Below are 18,199 nucleotides of genomic sequence, written 5' to 3' on the forward strand. Positions count from 1 at the left end.
CCGCCGACCGGATCGTGCTGCGCGATCCGCCGGCCCGCGCCGTTGCGGCGCAAGGCCGACGGATCGCGCAGCACGAGCCGGTCGGCGGCGGTGCGCCGGACCGGGGCGGGCCGGGACGGCGCGGTGGCGCGGGCCGGGCCCTCGTCGAACCAGAACGGCCGGGCCGCCAGCGGCGGCGCGGGCACGGAGATCCGGGCCGGCCGGTGCTCCCACGTCGCCGCCCAGTCGACGTCACCGCCGGCCAGCCAGGTCTCGGTCTCCGCGTCGAGGCGGGCCGGGGCGTCGCCGCGCAGCACCGCCACCGCCTCGGCGGCGTCGGCGACCACAGCGGCGAACCGATGGGCCAGGGCGTCGCGTCCCACCTGGAGCGTGTACGTGGCACGGGCCAGGTCGGCGCCCTCCGCGAGGTGGTCCGCGACCCGGCGCCGGTACTCGGCCAGCGCCGCGGGACCGGACGCGGACAGCACCAGGCGCCAGGGGCCCGGCGCCGGGGACGTCGGCAACGGCGGCGGCGACTGCACGACCACGTGGGCGTTGGTGCCGCCGAACCCGAACGAGCTGACCCCGGCGACCCGGTCGCCGGTCCAGGGCACGTCGCGGTCCAGCACCGTGAACGGGGTGCCGTCCAGCCGCAGGTACGGGTTGCGCCGGTGCTGGTGCAGCGTGCGCGGCAGCCGTTCGTGGCGCAGGCTCAGCAGCACCTTGAGCAGCCCGGCGATGCCGGCCGCGGCCTCCAGGTGGCCGATGTTCGTCTTCACCGTCCCGACCGCGATCGTGGCGTCCACGCCCTCGAACGCCTTCTTCAGCCCTTCGATCTCGATCGGGTCGCCGAGCCGGGTGCCGGTGCCGTGGGCCTCGATGTAGCTGACGTCCGCCGGGTCGACGCCGCCGGCCCGGTACGCCCGGCTGACGACCTGCGCCTGCGCCTGCGGGTTCGGCGCGGTCAGCGACGGTCCGCGGCCGGCGTGGTTGACCGCGCTGCCCCGGATGACGGCGATCACCTGGTCCCCGTCGGCGACCGCCGCGCGCAGCGGCTTGAGGAGCACGACGCCGCAGCCCTCGCCGCGGCCGTACCCGTCGGCGGACGCGTCGAACGTCTTGCACCGGCCGTCGGCGCTGAGCATGCCCGAGGACTGGAACGCCACGAACAGGCCGGGGCTCAGCAGCACGTTCACCCCACCGGCGAGCGCCGTCGAGCACTCGCCGGCCAGCAGCGCCCGTACCGCGCGGTGCACCGCGACGAGCGAACTGGAGCAGGCGGTGTCGACGGCCTCGCTGGGGCCGCGCAGGTCCAGCAGGTAGGAGACCCGGTTGGCCAGGATGCAGTCGGCGAGGCCGCTCGCGGTGTGGGCCTCGACCGGCACGTCGTGCGCGCGGAGCAGGTCGTCGTAGTCGCAGGCGGACACGCCGACGAAGATCCCGGTGTCGGTGCCGGCGAGGTCGGCCGGCCGGTAGCCCGCGTCGGCGACGGCCTGCCAGGCGGTCTGGAGGAACAACCGCTGCTGGGGGTCCATCAGCGCGGCCTCGCGCGGCGCGATGCCGAACAGGTCGGCGTCGAACGAGCGTACGTCGTCGAGGAAACCGGCGCGGACGCCCGCGGTGGCGGGGTCGGCGAGCAGGTCGGTGCGGTCGGCCGGGACCGGGCGGACGAGGTCGTCACCGGCGGCGAGGTGCCGCCAGAAGGCGTCGAGGTCCGGCGAGCCGGGCAGCACACCGGCCATTCCCACCACGGCGACCGCGTCGGCCGGCAGGTCCGCGGCGGGCTCGGCGGCGTCCGCCCCGGGCCGGTCCGCCGCGCGCCCGGCGTCCACTGTGGCCGGTGCCGGCCAGGCCGGGAGTACGGTGCGCAGGTACGCGCCGAAGGCCGCGAGCGTGGGGTGCTCGTAGAGGACTGTGGGCAGCAGGTCGACGCCGAAGCGCTCGTTCGTCTCGTTCACCAGGCCGGTCAGCGAGATGGAGTCGAAGCCCAGGTCGAGCAGTTGGATGTCCGGGTCGACCTCGTCCGGTTCGACGAGCAGGAACCCGGCGGCGAGCGCGCGCAGCTCCGCGTCCAGGTCCAGCTCCGGGTCCGGGCCGCTCTGCGGCACCTCCGGCGCGACGTCGGCGGGGCGCTGCACCGCCACCACCGGTTCGGTGCCCGACACGACGCGGTCGAACGCCCGTACCGCCTCGGCGGTCGGCAGCGGGGCACTCCCCCAGCGCCGCGCGAACAACCGCCGGGTGGCGTCGTCCACGGCCATGCCACCGTCGGCCCACAGCGGCCAGCAGACGGACACCGTGCCGGGCCGGCCGGCGGCGAACTCGTCCAGGAACGCGTTGGCGTAGGCGTAGTCGACCTGCCCGAGGTTGCCGGTCCGCCCGGCGATCGACGAGCACAGCGCGAGGAACTCCAGCGGTTCCGGGCCGAGCGCGTCCACCAGGTGCCGCAGGCCGAACACCTTCGGGGCCAGCACCGCGTCGACGGCGGCGGCCGGCTTCGTCAGGGCGCGGGCGTCGTCGTGCACGCCCGCGGCGTGGACCACACCGTCGATGCGCCCGTAGCGCCGGCGGATCTCGGCCACGGCACCGCGCACGTCGGACTCGACAGTCACGTCCGCGCGGACGAACGCGAAGGTGTCGTCGGCCGGCGCGGTCCGGCCGACCAGCACCACCGCCGACGGCGCGCGGGTCGCGGCGAGGTGCACGGCGAGGTGCCGGCCGACCGCGCCGGTGCCGCCGACCACGACGTACACGCCGCCGGTGCGCCGGACGGCCGGGCCGGGCCGGAACGGCACCATCCGCCGCACCTCACGGACGCCGCCGCTCCAGCGGACGTCGTCCACCCGCTGCTCCGGCGGCCCGGAGACGTGCCACAGGTCCGCCTCGGCGGTCACGCCACCCCGGACCACCGCACCGGAGAAGCCGCTGTGCTCCAGCGCGAGCGTGCGCAGCGCCGCCGTCACGGCGGTGTACGCGGGCCGCTCGTCCGGGCAGCCGACGACGATCCGCAGCGGCGCGGCCGGATCCGGGGTGAGTACCTCGACGGCGGTCCGCAGGACCGTGTGCAGGCTCTCGCGCACCTCGTCGGCGAGCCCGCCGGCACGGGCCGACAGGTGCACCACGACCACGTCCGGGTCGGCCTGGTCGTGGCGGCCGCCGAACGTCGGGCCCTCGCCGACGACCCGGATGCGGGCCGGCGGTCGCCCGCCCTGCGGCGGTGGCTCGGCCCGCCACTGCGGCCGCAGGTACACGCACGGGTCGCTCTCGGGTGCACCGGTCCCGGGTACGCCGGTCTCGGACACGCCGGTCCAGGGCACGCCGGTCTCCCGCGCCGCCGTCTCCGGCGCGACGCTCCCCGGCACGACGCTCCCCGGCACGGTCTTCACGGGCACGGCGTTCTCCGGCACCGCCGCCTCGGGCACGGCGTTCGCCCGCGCCACCGCCTCGGTGACCGCGGGGTTCGGCGACACGACTCGGCGGTCGGCGGTCCGGTCACCGTCCGGCACGGACGGTGGCGCCGGCGGCCGTGCGGTACCGGCGGGCTCGGGCAGCCACAGCCGCTGCCTGTCGAACGGGTACGGCGGCAGCGACACCCGTCCCGGCCGGACCGGCCAGCGGCCCGTCCAGTCGACCGGGACACCGCGTACCCACAGCTTCGCCGACTGGTCGAGCCGCCCGCGGCGCAGCAGGTCGGCGGCGATCTCGGCGCCGCCGTCGCCGTCGAACAGCGGATCGGTGCCGGCGGTGCCGGTGGTGACCTCGCCGGCTCGCAGGCGGCGGACCAGCTCATCGATGTCGGACACGACGACGGCGAGCCGGTGGTCGAACTCCGCCCGCCCGACCTGGGTGCTGTACGCGAGCTGGTCGAGGCGCGGGCGCGTCCGCTCGACCAGGTCCGCCACGGCGGCCGTGAGCGTCCGCAGCTGCTCCGGCGTCCGCGCCGACAGCACCACGACGTGCGGCCCCGGCCGGACGGGCGCGGGTGTCGGCGCGGGATGCTCCCGGACCACGAGGTGCGCGTTCGCGCCGCCCGCCCCGAACGAGCTGACCCCGGCGCGGCGCGGCGCGGTCCACGGCTGCGCGCTCGTCGGCAGCAGGAACGACCCGGACAGGTCGATGCGGGAGTTGACAGTGGACAGGTTCGCGCAGGGCGCGATCGTGCCGTGCGCGAGTTGCAGCAGCACCTTCGTCAGCCCGGCGATGCCGGCGGCGCCTTCGAGGTGACCGATGTTGGCCTTGACCGAGCCGACCGGGATCCGCCGGCCGTCCGGCAGCCCGGCGCCGAGCGCCCGGCCGAGGCCGGCGATCTCGATCGGGTCGCCGAGGGCCGTGCCGGTGCCGTGCGCCTCCAGGTAGCCGACGTCGCCGGGTGTCACACCGGCCGCGGCGAGCGCCCGGATCACCAGGTCGGCCTGGGCCGTGGGGTTGGGCACGGTGTAGCCGGCGGTCCGGCCGCCCGCGTTGACGAAGCCGCCTTCGATGACGCCCCAGATCCGGTCGCCGTCGCGCAGGGCCGCGGACAGCGGTTTGAGCAGCACCGCGCCGACGCCCTCGCCGGGCACGAACCCGTCCGCGCGCTCGTCGAACACCTTGCAGGCGCCGTCGGCCGACAACATGGTCATCGACGACAGCGCGATCAGGTGCGCCGGGTGCAGGACCAGGTTGACGCCACCGGCGACGGCCGCCGAGCACTCACCGCGGCGCAGGCTCTCGCAGGCCAGGTGGACCGCGGTCAGCGACGAGGAGCAGGCCGAGTCGACGGCGAAGCTCGGCCCGGTCAGGTCGAGCGTGTACGACACCCGGTTGGCGATCGACCAGTACGCCGAGTGCCCGTCGGTGTAGCGGCCCTCCGGCCAGCCCTGCGCGGCGGCGATGCGGCCGTACGAGCCGTACATGGTGCCGACGAAGACACCGGTGTCGCGCGGCAGCACTCCCCCGAGGGCGCCCGCGTCCTCCAGCATCAGCCAGACGGTCTCCAGGAACAGCCGCTCCTGCGGGTCCATCGCGGCCGCGTCCTTGGGCAGGATGCCGAAGAAGCCGGGGTCGAACCGGTCGACGTCGGTGAGGAACCCGGCCCACCGGCTGTACGTGTGCCCCGGCCGGCCGCGGCGCGGGTCGAAGTGTTCGCGCCAGTCCCACCGCTCCGGCGGCACCTCGCTGATCGAGGTGGTGCCGGTGACCAGGTTCTGCCAGAACCGTTCCAGGTCCGGCGCGCCCGGGTAGCGGCCGGCCAGGCCGACGACCGCGATCGCGTCCGCGTCGCCCCGGGCGGTGAGGGCCGGGGCGGCAGGGGCGACCGGGGCTGCCGGCCGCTCCGGTTCCGCCGGGTGCACCGGCGCCGGCACAGCCTCCACCGCCGCGGCGCCGAGCACGGCAGCGAGCGGGCCGGGCCGTTCCCGGGCCAGGTGGCCGGCGAGCTGCTCGATCGTCAGGTGCTCGAACAGCAGGGTGGCCGGCAGGTCGCCGAGGTCGGCCGAGAACCGGCGTACGAGGTGCTGGCCGACCAGCGAGTCGACGCCGAAGTTGTCGAACGTGACGTCGTCGTCGAGCTGGTCGGGACGGTACTTGAGGACCTCCGCGAAGACCGCGCGGACGTAGTCCCGGGCGGCGCGGACCGGCACCCGGTCCACCGGCGGCGCACCGGCCGTCGCCACGAGCACGCACTGCTCCTGCTCGTCGCCGGGGACACCGGGCATGCCGAGGATCCGGCCGGTCAGGCCCGCCTCGGCGAGCGCCGCGCGCCACCCGGCCGGTGACAGCAGCGGGGAGTGCGGCAGCCGCCGGTGAGCGTCGGCGAACCGCCACCAGCCCGGCAGCAGGCCGAACGTCGCGGTGAGGAAGTCGGAGGCGCGGGTGACCTCGTTGAGCAGCAGCACCCCGCCGGGGCGCAACAGGGACCGGGCGTGGCGCAGGCTGCGGACCACGTCCGCGGTGGCGTGCAGCACGTTCGTGGCGAGCACGACGTCGTACGAGCCGGCCGCGAAGCCCTGCCCGTCCGGTTCCCGTTCGATGTCGAGGACACCGAACCGCAGGCCCGGGTGGCGTCCACCGAAGCGGTCCTCGGCCTCGCGGAGGAACGCGGTCGAGAGGTCGGTGAAGTCGTACCGTACGCCCGGGCAGGCGTCGAGGACGAAGGCCGAGCCGGCGCCGGTGCCGGCGCCGATCTCCAGCACGCGGCCCGGCCCGTCCGTCCGGTCCAGGACGGCGGCGGCCTCGGCCGCCACCAGCCGGTGGTAGAAGTCCGCGGCCCGCTGTCCCCGGTAGACGGCGGCGACCAGGTCGGTGCTGCCGCCGGGAAAGAGCACCTCGGTCGGTGAGGTCCGGCCGTCCAGGACGCCGGGCAGCGCGTCGACGCAGCGGGCCAGCAACGCCACGTGCGGGGCGAGGTCGGGGTGCCGGGCGAGCACGCCGGCGGTCGACAGACCGGCCGGGGGCGCGGACACGGCGGCGGCGACGGCGGCCGCCAGCGGCCCGGAGGCCGGCGCGGGGCGGTCCCGGAGCCGGTCGCGCAGCAGGTCGCGGGCCAGCCCGTCGAGGGTACGGAAGGCCGCGCTGGACCGGTCCAGCGACGGGTCCGTGTCCCCGGCGGCGCCTCCCGTGGCGGGCGGGCCCGACACTGCGGTGACGGCGGCGTCGGCGGCGGGCGCGGACGGGTGGACGCCGAGCGCGGCGAGCCCGTCCCTGGTGCCCTTGAGGACTGCCACCTGCGGGTGCGGGCCGGCGAGGATCCGCTCCAGCGCGGCGACGCCCTCGGCCGGCTCGATGGAGCCGATGCCCAGCGCCGCGAACCGGGCCGCGTATCCGGGGTCGGCGACCACACCGACGCTGCCCCACCAGCCCCAGTTGACCACGCGTACCGGTTGTCCACGGCGGTGCAGCGCCAGCCCGTACGCGTCCTCGAACGTGCTCGCCGCGGCGTAGTTGGCCTGCCCCGGGGCCGGGGCGAACGACAGCGCCGAGGAGAACAGCGCGAGGAAGTCCAGCGGTTCGCCGGCCAGCGCGTCGGCGAGCACGCCGACACCGGCGACCTTCGGTCGCAGCACCTCGGTGAACGCCGCCTCGTCCATCGCGGACAGGGCACGGTCACGGAGCACGAGAGCGGCGTGGAACGCGCCGTCGACCGGCCCGAACCGCTGCCGCACCTCGGCCACCGCGCGGCGGACCGCGACCGCGTCGGTGACGTCGGCGCGCAGGTAGACGGCCTGCCCGCCGAGCGCCTCGATCTGCGTCACCAGGGACCGGATCCGCTCGTCCTCCGGGGACCGGCCGAGCCACACGAGCCGGGCACGCCGGGTCCGGGCGAGGTGACGGCTGACTTCGAACCCGATGCCGCCGGTGCCGCCCACGACGAGGTAGACACCGCCGTCACGCAGCGGCGCCGCGCCCGCGGGCCCGGCCACCGGCTCCAGGCGCCGGACCAGGCGGCGGTCACCGCGCAGCGCGACGAACCGGTCGGTGCCGTGTTCGCGGCGGATCGCCTCGGCCGGGGTGGTGTCGCCGGGACCGGCGTCGACACAGGTGACCCGCCACTGCGGGTACTCGGCGGCGATCGCGCTGGCCAGGCCGGCCAGGCCGGCGGCATGCGGGTGGACCGGCTCGCCGGGCAGACCGGCCACCCCGGACACGACGAGGGTGAGCGTCAGCGGTCCCCGGTCCGCGCCCAGGTCGAGCAGCTGGCGCAGCAGGCGGAACCCGTCGAGCGTCGCGGTGTCGTCGTGCGGCGGGGCGGCCGGATCGGCCGTGCGGGCGAGCACGTACACGGTGTCGTACCGGCCGGTGGGCAGCTCGCCGAGCGGCAGCGTGTCGTCGGCGCCGAGGGCGGCGGCCAGCGCGGCGTCGCCGGGGGTGTGCACGGCGAGGACCCGCCCGGCAGGCGGTGCTCCGGAGGGTGCACCGGCCGGCCGCCAGGCCGGCACGTACAGCAGGTCCGGTTCCCCGGCGGCCGGTGGCGCCGGCACGACCGGCCGGCTCTCGGCGACGGAGGGCGTGGCGCCGGACGGGTCGTAGGGGCGCAGCGCGACACCGTCGAGCCGGGCCCGCACGTCGCCGGTCAGGTCGGTGACCACCACGTCGAACCGTCCGCCGTCCCGGCGTACCACGTGGACGCGGGCGGACGTGGGCAGCCGGTCCGCGACGAAGGCCGACTCGACGGCGAACGGGACGAGCATCCGGTCCGCGGGATCGGCGACCCCGGCGATCGCCTGCAACGCCCCGTCGAGCAGCTGGACGTCGCCGTCGGCGGTGAGCGTGCCGAGCGCCTCACCGGCGCCCAGCCGCAGCTCCGTCAGCACCCGGAAGGACGGCCCGTAGCGCAGACCGGCCCGGGCGAACCCCGCGTACAGGTCGTCGACCGGACGGCGGCCGGGGCAGCGGGCCTCGACGGACGCCAGGTCCACCCGGCCCGGCGGGGCCGGGTCGGCGGCGCGGCGGGTGGCGACGGCGTGCGGCGCCCCGCCGACGGTGAGGGTGATCCGGTCGTCCCGGGTGACGACAGCCGTCACCGGCCCGGTGACCACGACGGGCCGCAGCCAGGTCACGTCGGCGGCGCGGGCCGACCCACCGGCGGTGGCCTGGCGCAGGAACGCCGCGCCGGGCAGGACCGGGACGCCGTGCAGCGTGTGGTCGGCCACGAGCGGGTCGGTCGGCGTGAGGGCCGTCTCCCGCCGGTCGCGGCCGGTCCAGAAGCGGTCGCGGGCGAACGGGTACGTGGGCAGCGGGACGCGACGGCCGGCCGGCATCGCCGTCCAGTCCACGTCCGCGCCGGCCACCCAGCGTTCGGCGAGCGCCACCAGATCGTTCGGCGCGTCGGGCGCGGGCGGCCCGCCGGCCAGCTGCCGGACCAGGTCGGCGGTGTCGGAGGCGACGAACGCGGCCCGGACCGCCAGGTGCGCCCGGCCCCGCGCGAGGGTGGCGGCGACGTCGTGGACGTCGGCCGGTTCGGTACGCAGGCGCTCGGCCAGCCGGTCCGTCAGGTCCCGCAGCGCGGACGCGGTCCGGGCCGAGACCGGCACCACCACCGGCCCGGTGCCGGTGCTCGCCGACGGGGCCGGCGCCTCGGCGACCACGAGGTGGCAGTTGGTGCCGCTGAAGCCGAACGAGCTGACGCCGGCGACCAGCCGGTCGTCGTGCCAGCCGGTGAGTTCCCGCACCACCGGCAGCCCGGGGATCGGCTCGGTGGCGTGCGGGGTCGGTGGCAACTGCCGGTGCCGCAGGCTGAGCAGCACCTTGATCAGGCCGGCCACACCGGCGGCCATCGTGGTGTGGCCGATGTTCGCCTTGACCGAGCCGATCCGGCAGTGCGGGCCGACGACCTGGGCCAGCGCCTTGACCTCGATCGGGTCACCGAGCGCGGTGCCGGTGCCGTGCGTCTCGACGTACCCGACCTCGACGCCCGCCCGGGCGTGGACCTCCCGCAGCAGACGGGCCTGGGAGACCGCGCTCGGCGCGGTGATGCCGTTGGTACGGCCGTCGCCGTTCACGCCGCCGGCCAGGATGACGCCGTGGACGTGGTCGCCGTCGGCGAGCGCCCGGTCCAGCCGCTTGAGGACGACCACGCCGACGCCCTCGCCGAGCACGATGCCGTCGGCGGCGGCGTCGAACGGCAGGCACCGGCCGGTCGGCGACAGCATCCCCGTCTGGCTGGTCCAGACCTGCATCTGCGGCGTGCACATGACGGCGACGCCGCCGGCCAGCGCCGTGTCGCAGTCGCCCGAGCGCAGGCTCTCGCAGGCCAGGTGCACCGCCGTCAGCGACGACGAGCACGCGGTGTCGATCGCCATCGTGGGCCCGGTCAGGTCGAGCAGGTACGCGATCCGGGCGGGCAGGATCGAGCTGGCTCCACCGAGGAACGCCTCGCTGGTGTCGCCGCGGCCGTGCCGCTCCAGCAGCCGGGGGTAGTCGCCCGCGCCGCAGCCGACGAAGACGCCGCACCGCATCGGCCGCCCGGCGTACCCGGCGTCCTCCAGCGCCGCCCACGCCTGTTCCAGGAAGATCCGCTGCTGCGGGTCCATCGCCTCGGCCTCGAGCGGCGAGACGCGGAACAGCCCGGCGTCGAACGCGTCCACGTCGTCCAGCAGCGCCGCCCACCGGCTGCGGGTGCGGCCGGGTACGGCGGGGTCCGGGTCGTACAGTTCCGTCAGGTCCCAGCGGTCGGGCGGCACCTCCCGGATGGCGGACCGGCTGGCGGCGAGGTTGTCCCAGAACGTGTCGAGGTCCGGGGCGTCCGGGAACCGCCCGGCCATGCCGATCACCGCGATCGCGGTGGGCGCGTCCGGCGACGTGTCTGGTGCCGGTGCCGCGGCCGCAGCCGGTGCCGGTGCCGGTCCTGCGGTCGATGCCGGTAGCGGCGTCGCCGCAGATGCCGGCATCCCGGTCGGCGCCGGCTCCGCGTGGGAAGGCGACACCGACGGCGGGCGGACGGCGAACGTCAGCGGCGGCGGCTCCGACGCCGTGGCGGGGGCGTTCCCGGGCGTCGGGGCACGCCCGGGCGCCGCGGCGGGTGCGGTCAGGACGAGTGGCGGCGGGCCCGCGGCGGGCGGGACCGGTTCGTCCACGACGGACGGTGCCGAGGGCGCGGTGGCCTGGGCGCGCAGCGAGGCCGACTCGGCCAGGTTGCGCCGCACCGCCCGGGCGAGGTCGGGCACCGTCGGGTGGTCGTACACGGCGGCCGAGTCCAGGTCGGTGCCGAACCGGCGGTTGAGGTCCCGCACCAGCTCGACGGCGCCGATGGAGTCCAGTCCGAGGTCGGCGAAGGTACGCGACGGCAGCACCTCGTCCGGGCGCAGGTACAGCAGGGCGCCCACGATCTCCGTCACCGCGTCGCTCACCGTCCCGTCGTCCGGGCCGGGCTCCGGCTGCGCGGCCGGCGTCGCCCGGCTACGGAACTCGTCGACCTTGGTGAAGTGCTCCCGCACCAGGGCGGCGGACTCCGCGCCGAGGACGTTGCCGTGCATGCGGACCTCGCTGGCGATGACGTCGGGGAGCCGGTCGAGGATCCGGCCGGCGAGTTCGTTCTTGAGCGACCGGATCACCGCCGGTGGCTTGTCCGCCATGGACCGGGCCAGGTCCAGCGCGGCCGGAACGACCTCGTGCGGCGGCAGCACGGTCACGCCGGCTCCGCGCCGGCTCAGCTCGGCGCCGGTCATCGACCGTCCGGTCAGCATCATCTCGGCGGCCAGGGCCGGGCCGAGGCGTTGCTCCAGGATGTAGGTGGCGCCCATGCCCGGGGTGAAGCCGTAGCGGGTGAAGTTCGCGCTGTACACCGACGTGTCGCCGAGGACGACCACGTCGCCGTAGCAGGCGAACGCCAGTCCCCCGCCGGAGGCGTGCCCGGCGGCGGCGGTGACGACCGGCCGGGTGCAGCGCAGGATCCCCTCGTACACGAGCGCGGCGTCGGTGAACGTGCCCTCGCCCTCGGCCAGCGCCCGCAGGGCCTCGGGCGTGCCGCCCATGCTGAAGACCGAGCCGTGGCCGGTGATCACCACGGCGCGTACGTCGTCGCGCCGCTCGATCTCCGCGAACGTGTCCCCCAGTGCCGCGAGCAGCCCGTCGGTGAACATCGGCGCGCGCATCGACACCAGCGCGACGCCCTGGTCCAGGACACGGAACTCCAGTTCCGGCCCGTCCGGGACGACCACGTCGCCGTCGGCGGCCGGTGGCGGGCTCGCCGCCGACCTGACCTCGCCGCCGGTCCCGGCTCGGACCGCGTCGACCGAGCCGGTGCGAGCCGCCTGCGTACCGGCCGCGCCGGCGTCGGCCACGTGCGCGGCGGCACGGGTCACCTGCGTACCGGCCGTGCCGGCGACCGGCGTGCCGGCGCGGGCGGCGTCCCAGCCGCCGAGCCAGCACGGTTCCTCGGGCAGCGGGCAGGTCGGCAGCGGGACGCGGCGGGGATGCCCGTCCGGGTAGCAGGCGGACCAGTCGACAGCGCCGCCGCCGACCCAGTGCCGGGCCACCTCGTACAGGTCACCGGCCCGGAACGCCGCCACCGGATCGCCGGTGGCGGGCGCGCCGGCGGTCACCACGTCCGCGGTGTCCTCACCCCGGGCGAATCGTTCCAGCGCGGTGCGCAGCGCGTCGGTGCCGGACGTCACGACGGCGACGCGGACCGCCTGCGGCGCCCGTCCCACCTGCGTCGTGTAGGCGATGTCGCGGACGCCGCGGTCCCCGGCGAGTTCGTCGAGGCGCGTGGCCACGTTCAGCCGGCCGATCGCCTCCACCCCGACCAGGTCCGCCAGCCGCGCCGGGTCGAGCCCGAGGTCGCCGAGCGTCGCCGAGGGTTCCAGCGCCTCCTCGGGTACGCCGAGAAGGTCGGCCACCGCCGCGGTCGGGCCGGTCGACGCCGGCAGGCCGGCCGCCATCGCGCCCGCGTACGCCCGCAGTGTCCCGGCGGTCGGCGCGGAGAGCACCACCAGCGCCGGCCCGTCCGGCGCGGGTGCGGCGGCGGGGGCGAACTCCTCGACCAGCACGTGCGCGTTGGTGCCCCCGGCGCCGAACGCGCTGACGCCGGCCCGCCGGGGGACGCCGGGCGGCGGGGTCCACGGCTCCAGCGTGCGCTGGACCCGCAGCGGCACGGCGGCGAAGTCGATGTGCGGGTTGAGTTCCCCGGCGTGCAGCGACGGCACGAGCGCGCGGTGCCGCAGTTGCAGCAGCACCTTCGTCAGCCCGGCTATGCCGGCGGCGCCCTCCAGGTGCCCGATGTTCGACTTGACCGACCCGATCGCGCACGCCCCGGCCGGCAGGTCCGCACCGTCGAACGCCTGCCGGAGGCCCTCGACCTCGATCGGGTCGCCGAGCGCGGTGCCGGTGCCGTGCGCCTCGACATAGCCCACTGTGGCGGGGGTCCAGCCGGCCGATTCGAGGGCGGCGCGGACGAGCGCGGCCTGCGAACCGGGGCTCGGCACCGTCGCCCCGGCGGTACGTCCGGTGTGGTTCACCGACGTCGCGCGGATGACGCCGTACACGTGGTCGCCGTCGGCGAGCGCCCGCGACAACGGTTTGAGCAGCACCGCGCCGACCCCCTCGCCGGGCACGTAGCCGGTGCCGTCGGCGCCGAACGCCCGGCACCGGCCGTCGGTGGACAGCCACTGGCCCTGCGCGAGCTGGAGGTACTTCTGCGGGTGCACTGTCACGTTCACCCCGCCGGCCAGCGCGAGCGTGCACTCGCCGCGCCGGATGCTCTCGACCGCGAGGTGCACGGCCGTCAGCGACGACGAGCAGGCGGTGTCGACGGCCAGGCTCGGCCCGGTCAGGTCGAAGGTGTGCGAGACCCGGTTGGCGATCGCGCAGTGCATGGCGGTCGGGGCGACGCCGTCGGTGGCCCCGCCGACGAGCTGGTAGTGGTTCCACATGACGCCCGCGTAGACGCCGACGACCTCGCCCCGCAGGCTCTCGGGCGGATGCCCGGCGTTCTCCAGCGCGTGCCAGCAGGTGGTGAGGAACAACCGTTCCTGGGGGTCCATCCGCTCGGCGTCGCGCCGGGACACCCCGAAGAAGGCCGGCGCGAAGCGGTCGACGCCGTCGAGGAAGCCACCCCAGCGGCCGTACGTGCGTCCCGGGGTGCCCTTCTCCGGGTCGAACAGCGCCGCGTGGTCCCAGCGGCCGGCGGGCACCTCGGTGATCGCGTCGACCCCGCCGGCCAGGTTGCGCCAGAACGCGTCCAGGTCGTCCGCGCCGGGGTAACGCCCGGCCACGCCGACCACCGCGACCGGGTCGTCGGCCGGCTCGCCCATGGCCGGTACGCCCGCGGCCGACTCACCGACGGCCGGTCCGCGGTCGGACAGGACCACCGGCCCCGGGACGGTGACGGATTCGCCGGCAGCCTCACCCGCGGCCGGCACGAGTTCCCGCAACCGGTCCGCCTGCCCGTGCAGGACCAGGACCGCGTCGTACGGACCGCGCAGCACGTCGCGCAGGACACCGAGCGCGGTCCCCGTGGGCATCGGCTCCTGGCCGGTGCGCTCGGTCGAGCGGCGCAGGGCGTCGGCGGGCGCACGCATGCCGCCCTCGGCCCAGTACGGCCAGCCGATGACGACGGTCCGGCCGCGGCCCCGGCGTCCGACGTGCCGCAGGCCGGCGTTGGCGTACGCGTAGGCGGCCTGGCCGGGGTTGGCCACGTCGGCCGACGCGGAGGAGAAGGCGACCAGGAAGTCGAGCGCGTCACCGGCGGTGGCGGCGTCGACGTGACGGAGGCCGTCGAGTTTGGGGGCGGCGACGGCGGCGAGGTCACCCGGGTCGCCGCGGAAGAACAGCCCGTCCCGGGTGACGCCGGCGCAGTGCAGAACACCGTCGATCCGGCCGAACCGCTCGCGTACGCCGGCCACCGCCGCGTCCACGGCGGCGGCGTCGGTGACGTCGGCGATCGCGACGTGCACCTCGGCGCCCTCGGCGCGGCACCGGTCGACGAGCGCCGCCGCGGGCGCGGTGCGCGACAGCAGGGCGATCCGGGCCCGGTGCCGGCGCGCGAGGTGCGTCGCGAGGACGGCGGCGAGACCGCCGGATCCCCCGGTGACGAGGTAGACGCCGCCGTCGCGGAACGGCTCCCCGCCGGTGGCCTCGACGGCCAGGTCCACCTCGTGCCAGCGCCGCACGAGACGCCGGCCTCCGACGTAACGGACCTCCGGCTCGGCGTCGGCGGCGCGCAGCTCCGCTCGTACCGCGGTGGCGAGGTCGCGGGCGTGCGCGACCTGGACGAACCGGCAGCGCAGGCCGGGGACCTCGGCGGTCACGGTACGGGCCAGCGCCGCGGTCGCCGCCTGCTCGGCCGTGGGTTCGCCGGCGTGCACGACGAGCAGGTCGCGCGGTCCGGCGTCGACGAGGGCGGTGGCGGCGCGCCACAGGTCGGCGGCCGGGTCGCCGGTCAGCAGGACGACGGCGGGTGGCAGGTCAGGGACGTCGCGGAGCCGGTCGACGGAGTCGACGTGGGCGGCGGCGAGCCCGGCGGGGAGCACGCCGCCCACGACCAGGGCCTCCGGGGTACGGGCGGCCGGCGGCGCCGGGTCCGCGGGCACCCAGGCGTCGACGAAGGACAGCACCGCCGGCTCGGGGGCGGCCGGAGCCGGGGCCGCGCCGGCCACCGGCGCGTCGGGCGACGGAGCGACGGCCGGGGCGGGCCCGGTGGACAGGTGCGCGGCGAGCGCGTCGATGGTGGTGTGCTCGAACAGCAGCGTCGGGTAGAGCTTGCGGCCCACGAGGTGCTCGACCCGCTCGGTGAGCCGGAGCAGCGCGACCGAGTCGAAGCCGAGGTCGTAGAACCCGGCCCCGGTCGCCACCTCGGCGGGCGGCCGGCCGAGCATGTCCGCGACGGCGGCGCGCAGCGTGTCGGTGAAGCCGTTCGCGGCACCGGGCGGGGACGCCGCCGGCTGTCCGGGCGTCGTCGCCGACGCTCCGGTGGCGGGCCGGGCGACGTCGGCCGACACGTCGGCCAGCAGCCGGCGCACCAGCCCGGATTCGCGGATGCGCTTGCAGGTGAGGCCGGTGAATCCGGCCAGGAACCGGCCGTCCGCGTCGCGGATCGTGTAGTCGGTGGTGATCACGTCGCCGGACGGCGCGAGCCGTTCCGGGCGCGGCACGTGGACGTGACACGTCGGCGGCAGCGCCTCGGGCGCCCGGAACTCCCGGACGAACATCGGCACGAACGGGTCGTCGGTCGGCATCTCGACCTGCCCGAACCCGGCCAGCGTCGAGGCGTCCAGCGAGGCCGGGTGCAGGTGGAACCCGGCGGCTGTGGCCCCCGGGTGCTGCTCGCGGGTCAGGTCGGCCAGGAGCGCGCCGCCGCCGATGTGCAGGGTGCCGCGGCAGCGCATCGCCGGGCCGTGGCGGATGTTCTCCCGTACCGCCCGCTGGTAGAGCACGTCCACGTCGTCGTGCCGGTCCGCGGCGGCCCGCAGCGCGGCCAGGTCGAGCGGCGGCGGGACCGGCTCGTCGGTGAAGCAGATCAGCCCGTGCGCGTTGTCGTGCCAGCCGGACACCGGGTCGTCACCGCGCAGCCAGCGGCTGCGTACGGTGAACGGGCGCCCGGCGTCCCGCTGCTCGCCGACGGTGAGCACGACCTCGCGGTCGAAGCCGTCGGTGGTGACGATCGCCTCGGCGAGCACGGTGTCCCGGACGCAGAGCCGCCGGTGGTCCCAGCCGGCCGCGACGGCGGTGCGGTAGACGAGGTCGAAGAAGACGACGCCGGGAAGCACCGACACCTCGTGCAGCCGGTGGTTCCGCATGACGAAGTCGTCGTGGGTGAGCCGGAACCGGCTCTGGACGTCGGCCATCGGGAACCTGCCTCCGGTTCGCTGGTCAGTCGGTGGTGACGAGTTGCAGTCGCAGCAGGGACGCCGTGAGTGGCTCGCCCGCGTCCGGCCGGGCCGGGGGTGGCGCCCCGGCCGGCGCGTCGCCGTCGAGCCACAGCCGCCGGCGGCGGAACACCGGCCGGGGCAGCGGCGCCCGGCGGACCGGCCCCGGTGGCGCGCCACTGAGCACGAGGTGGGCGTTGGTGCCGCCGAGACCGAACGAGCTGACGCCGGCCACGCGTTCGGATCCGGCGGGCCAGCCGACCGGTTCCGTGGTGGGGTGCAGCGGCGAGCGGTCGAAGTCGAACCGTGGGTTCGGGGTGTCGCAGAACAGCGTCGGCGGGATCGTGCCGTGTTCCAGGGCGAGCGCCACCTTGAACAGCCCGGCCATGCCGGCGGCGCTGAGCAGGTGGCCCAGGTTCGACTTCACGCTGCCGATCTCGATCCGGCCGCCGGGCCGGTCGCCGAAGACGTCGTTGAGGGCGCGCAGCTCGATCGGGTCGCCGATGAGCGTGCCGGTGCCGTGGGCCTCCAGCATCGCGATGTCGGCGGGACGGCGGCCGGCGGCGGCCAGCGCCTGCCGGACCACGTCGGCCTGGGCGGCGGGGCTGGGGGTGGTGACGCCCATGGTGTGCCCGTCGTTGTTCACCGCGACGCCGTCGATCACGGCGTGGACGCGGTCGCCGTCGGCGAGCGCGGCCGCCAGCGGTTTGAGCAGCACCACGCCGCAGCCCTCGCCGGGTACGAAGCCGTCGGCGCGTTCGTCGAACGTCCAGCACCGGCCGGTCGGGGACAGCGCCCGGGCGGCGCTCAGATCGAGGTACGTCTCCGGGTCGAGCAGCACCTCGACGCCGCCGACGACCGCCAGCTCCGACTCCCCCGCGAGCAGGCTGCGGCAGGCGACCTGCACCGCGACGAGCGACGACGAGCAGGCGCTGTCGACGACCAGGTTCGGGCCACGCAGGTCGAAGTGGTGGGCGACGCGGGCGGCGATGAAGTTCTGGTCGGAGCGCAGGACGTCGGTGCGGATCGGGACGCGCCGGCCGTAGTCGGACAGCCGCGCTCCGGCCACGACGGCGACGCGCCGGCCGCGCAGTTCGTCCGGGGCGTACCCGGCCTCCGCGAGGCACTCCGCGGTGCCCTCCAGGAACATCCGGATCGCCGGGTCCAGGCAGCGGGCCTCGTCGTCGCCCATGTCGAAGTAGCCGGGGTCGAACCACTCGATGCCCTCGACGAAGCCGCCCCACTTGCTGATCGACCGTCCGAGGCCGGGCTCCGGCGAGTACCAGCGGCGGTGGTCCCAGCGCTCGGCCGGCACCTCGGTGACCGCGCAGCGCCCGTGCAGCAGGTTGTCCCACAGCGTCGCGACGTCGGTCGCCCCCGGGAACCGGCAGGCCATGCCGATCACGGCCACCCGCCCGTCCAGGTCCGCCCGCGCCCGGCCGCCCACCGCCTGCGCCGCCGTCGGCACCGGCTCATCGACGGGTACGGGCGCAGTCACGGGTACGGGCGCCGTCACCGCTTCGGGTGAGGTCACCGGTTCGGGCGCGGTCACCGGCTCGGGCTCGGGAGGGGCGGCCTGCACGCCGAGGTGGGCGGTGAGCCGCTCCAGCGTGGGGTGCAGCAGCAGCGTCGCCGGGTCGAGGTGGGTGCCGAGCCGCTCCTCGATGCGCACCAGCAGCTCGCCGAGCAGCACCGAGTCCACGCCCAGGTCGCCGAACTCGACGGTCGGGTCGAGGTCGCGCTCCGGGATGCCCAGCGCCGCCGAGAAGATGCCCACGAGCCACCCCGGCGGAGCCGCCGGCCCGCCCGCCGCCACCGCGGCCGAAACCGTGCCCGTAGTCAGGGCCGGCGCAGTTCCCGTGACCGGGGCCGGAGCCGAACCTGGTGCCGCGCCCGTACCCACGGCCGACGGCGAGGCCGAGGTCGAGGACGTGGCC

Annotated in this window: 2 protein-coding genes; both read right to left on the reverse strand. The window is 76.5% G+C overall.

Features of this window, described 5'->3' with window-relative positions:
- On the reverse strand, nucleotides 1–16,241 hold a 16,241-nt coding region (locus EAD96_RS24250; protein ID WP_121685893.1), incomplete at its 3' end, for an SDR family NAD(P)-dependent oxidoreductase.
- A gap of 25 nt (nucleotides 16,242–16,266) precedes the next feature.
- The gene (locus EAD96_RS24255; protein WP_233586154.1) at nucleotides 16,267–18,039 is read right to left on the reverse strand and encodes a beta-ketoacyl synthase N-terminal-like domain-containing protein; all 1,773 of its coding nucleotides are present in this window, start codon (nucleotides 18,037–18,039) and stop codon (nucleotides 16,267–16,269) included.
- Between the last annotated feature and the right edge of the window lie 160 nt (nucleotides 18,040–18,199).

The sequence above is a fragment of the Micromonospora sp. BL1 genome, assembly GCF_003667485.1.
Classification (GTDB): domain Bacteria; phylum Actinomycetota; class Actinomycetes; order Mycobacteriales; family Micromonosporaceae; genus Micromonospora; species Micromonospora tulbaghiae.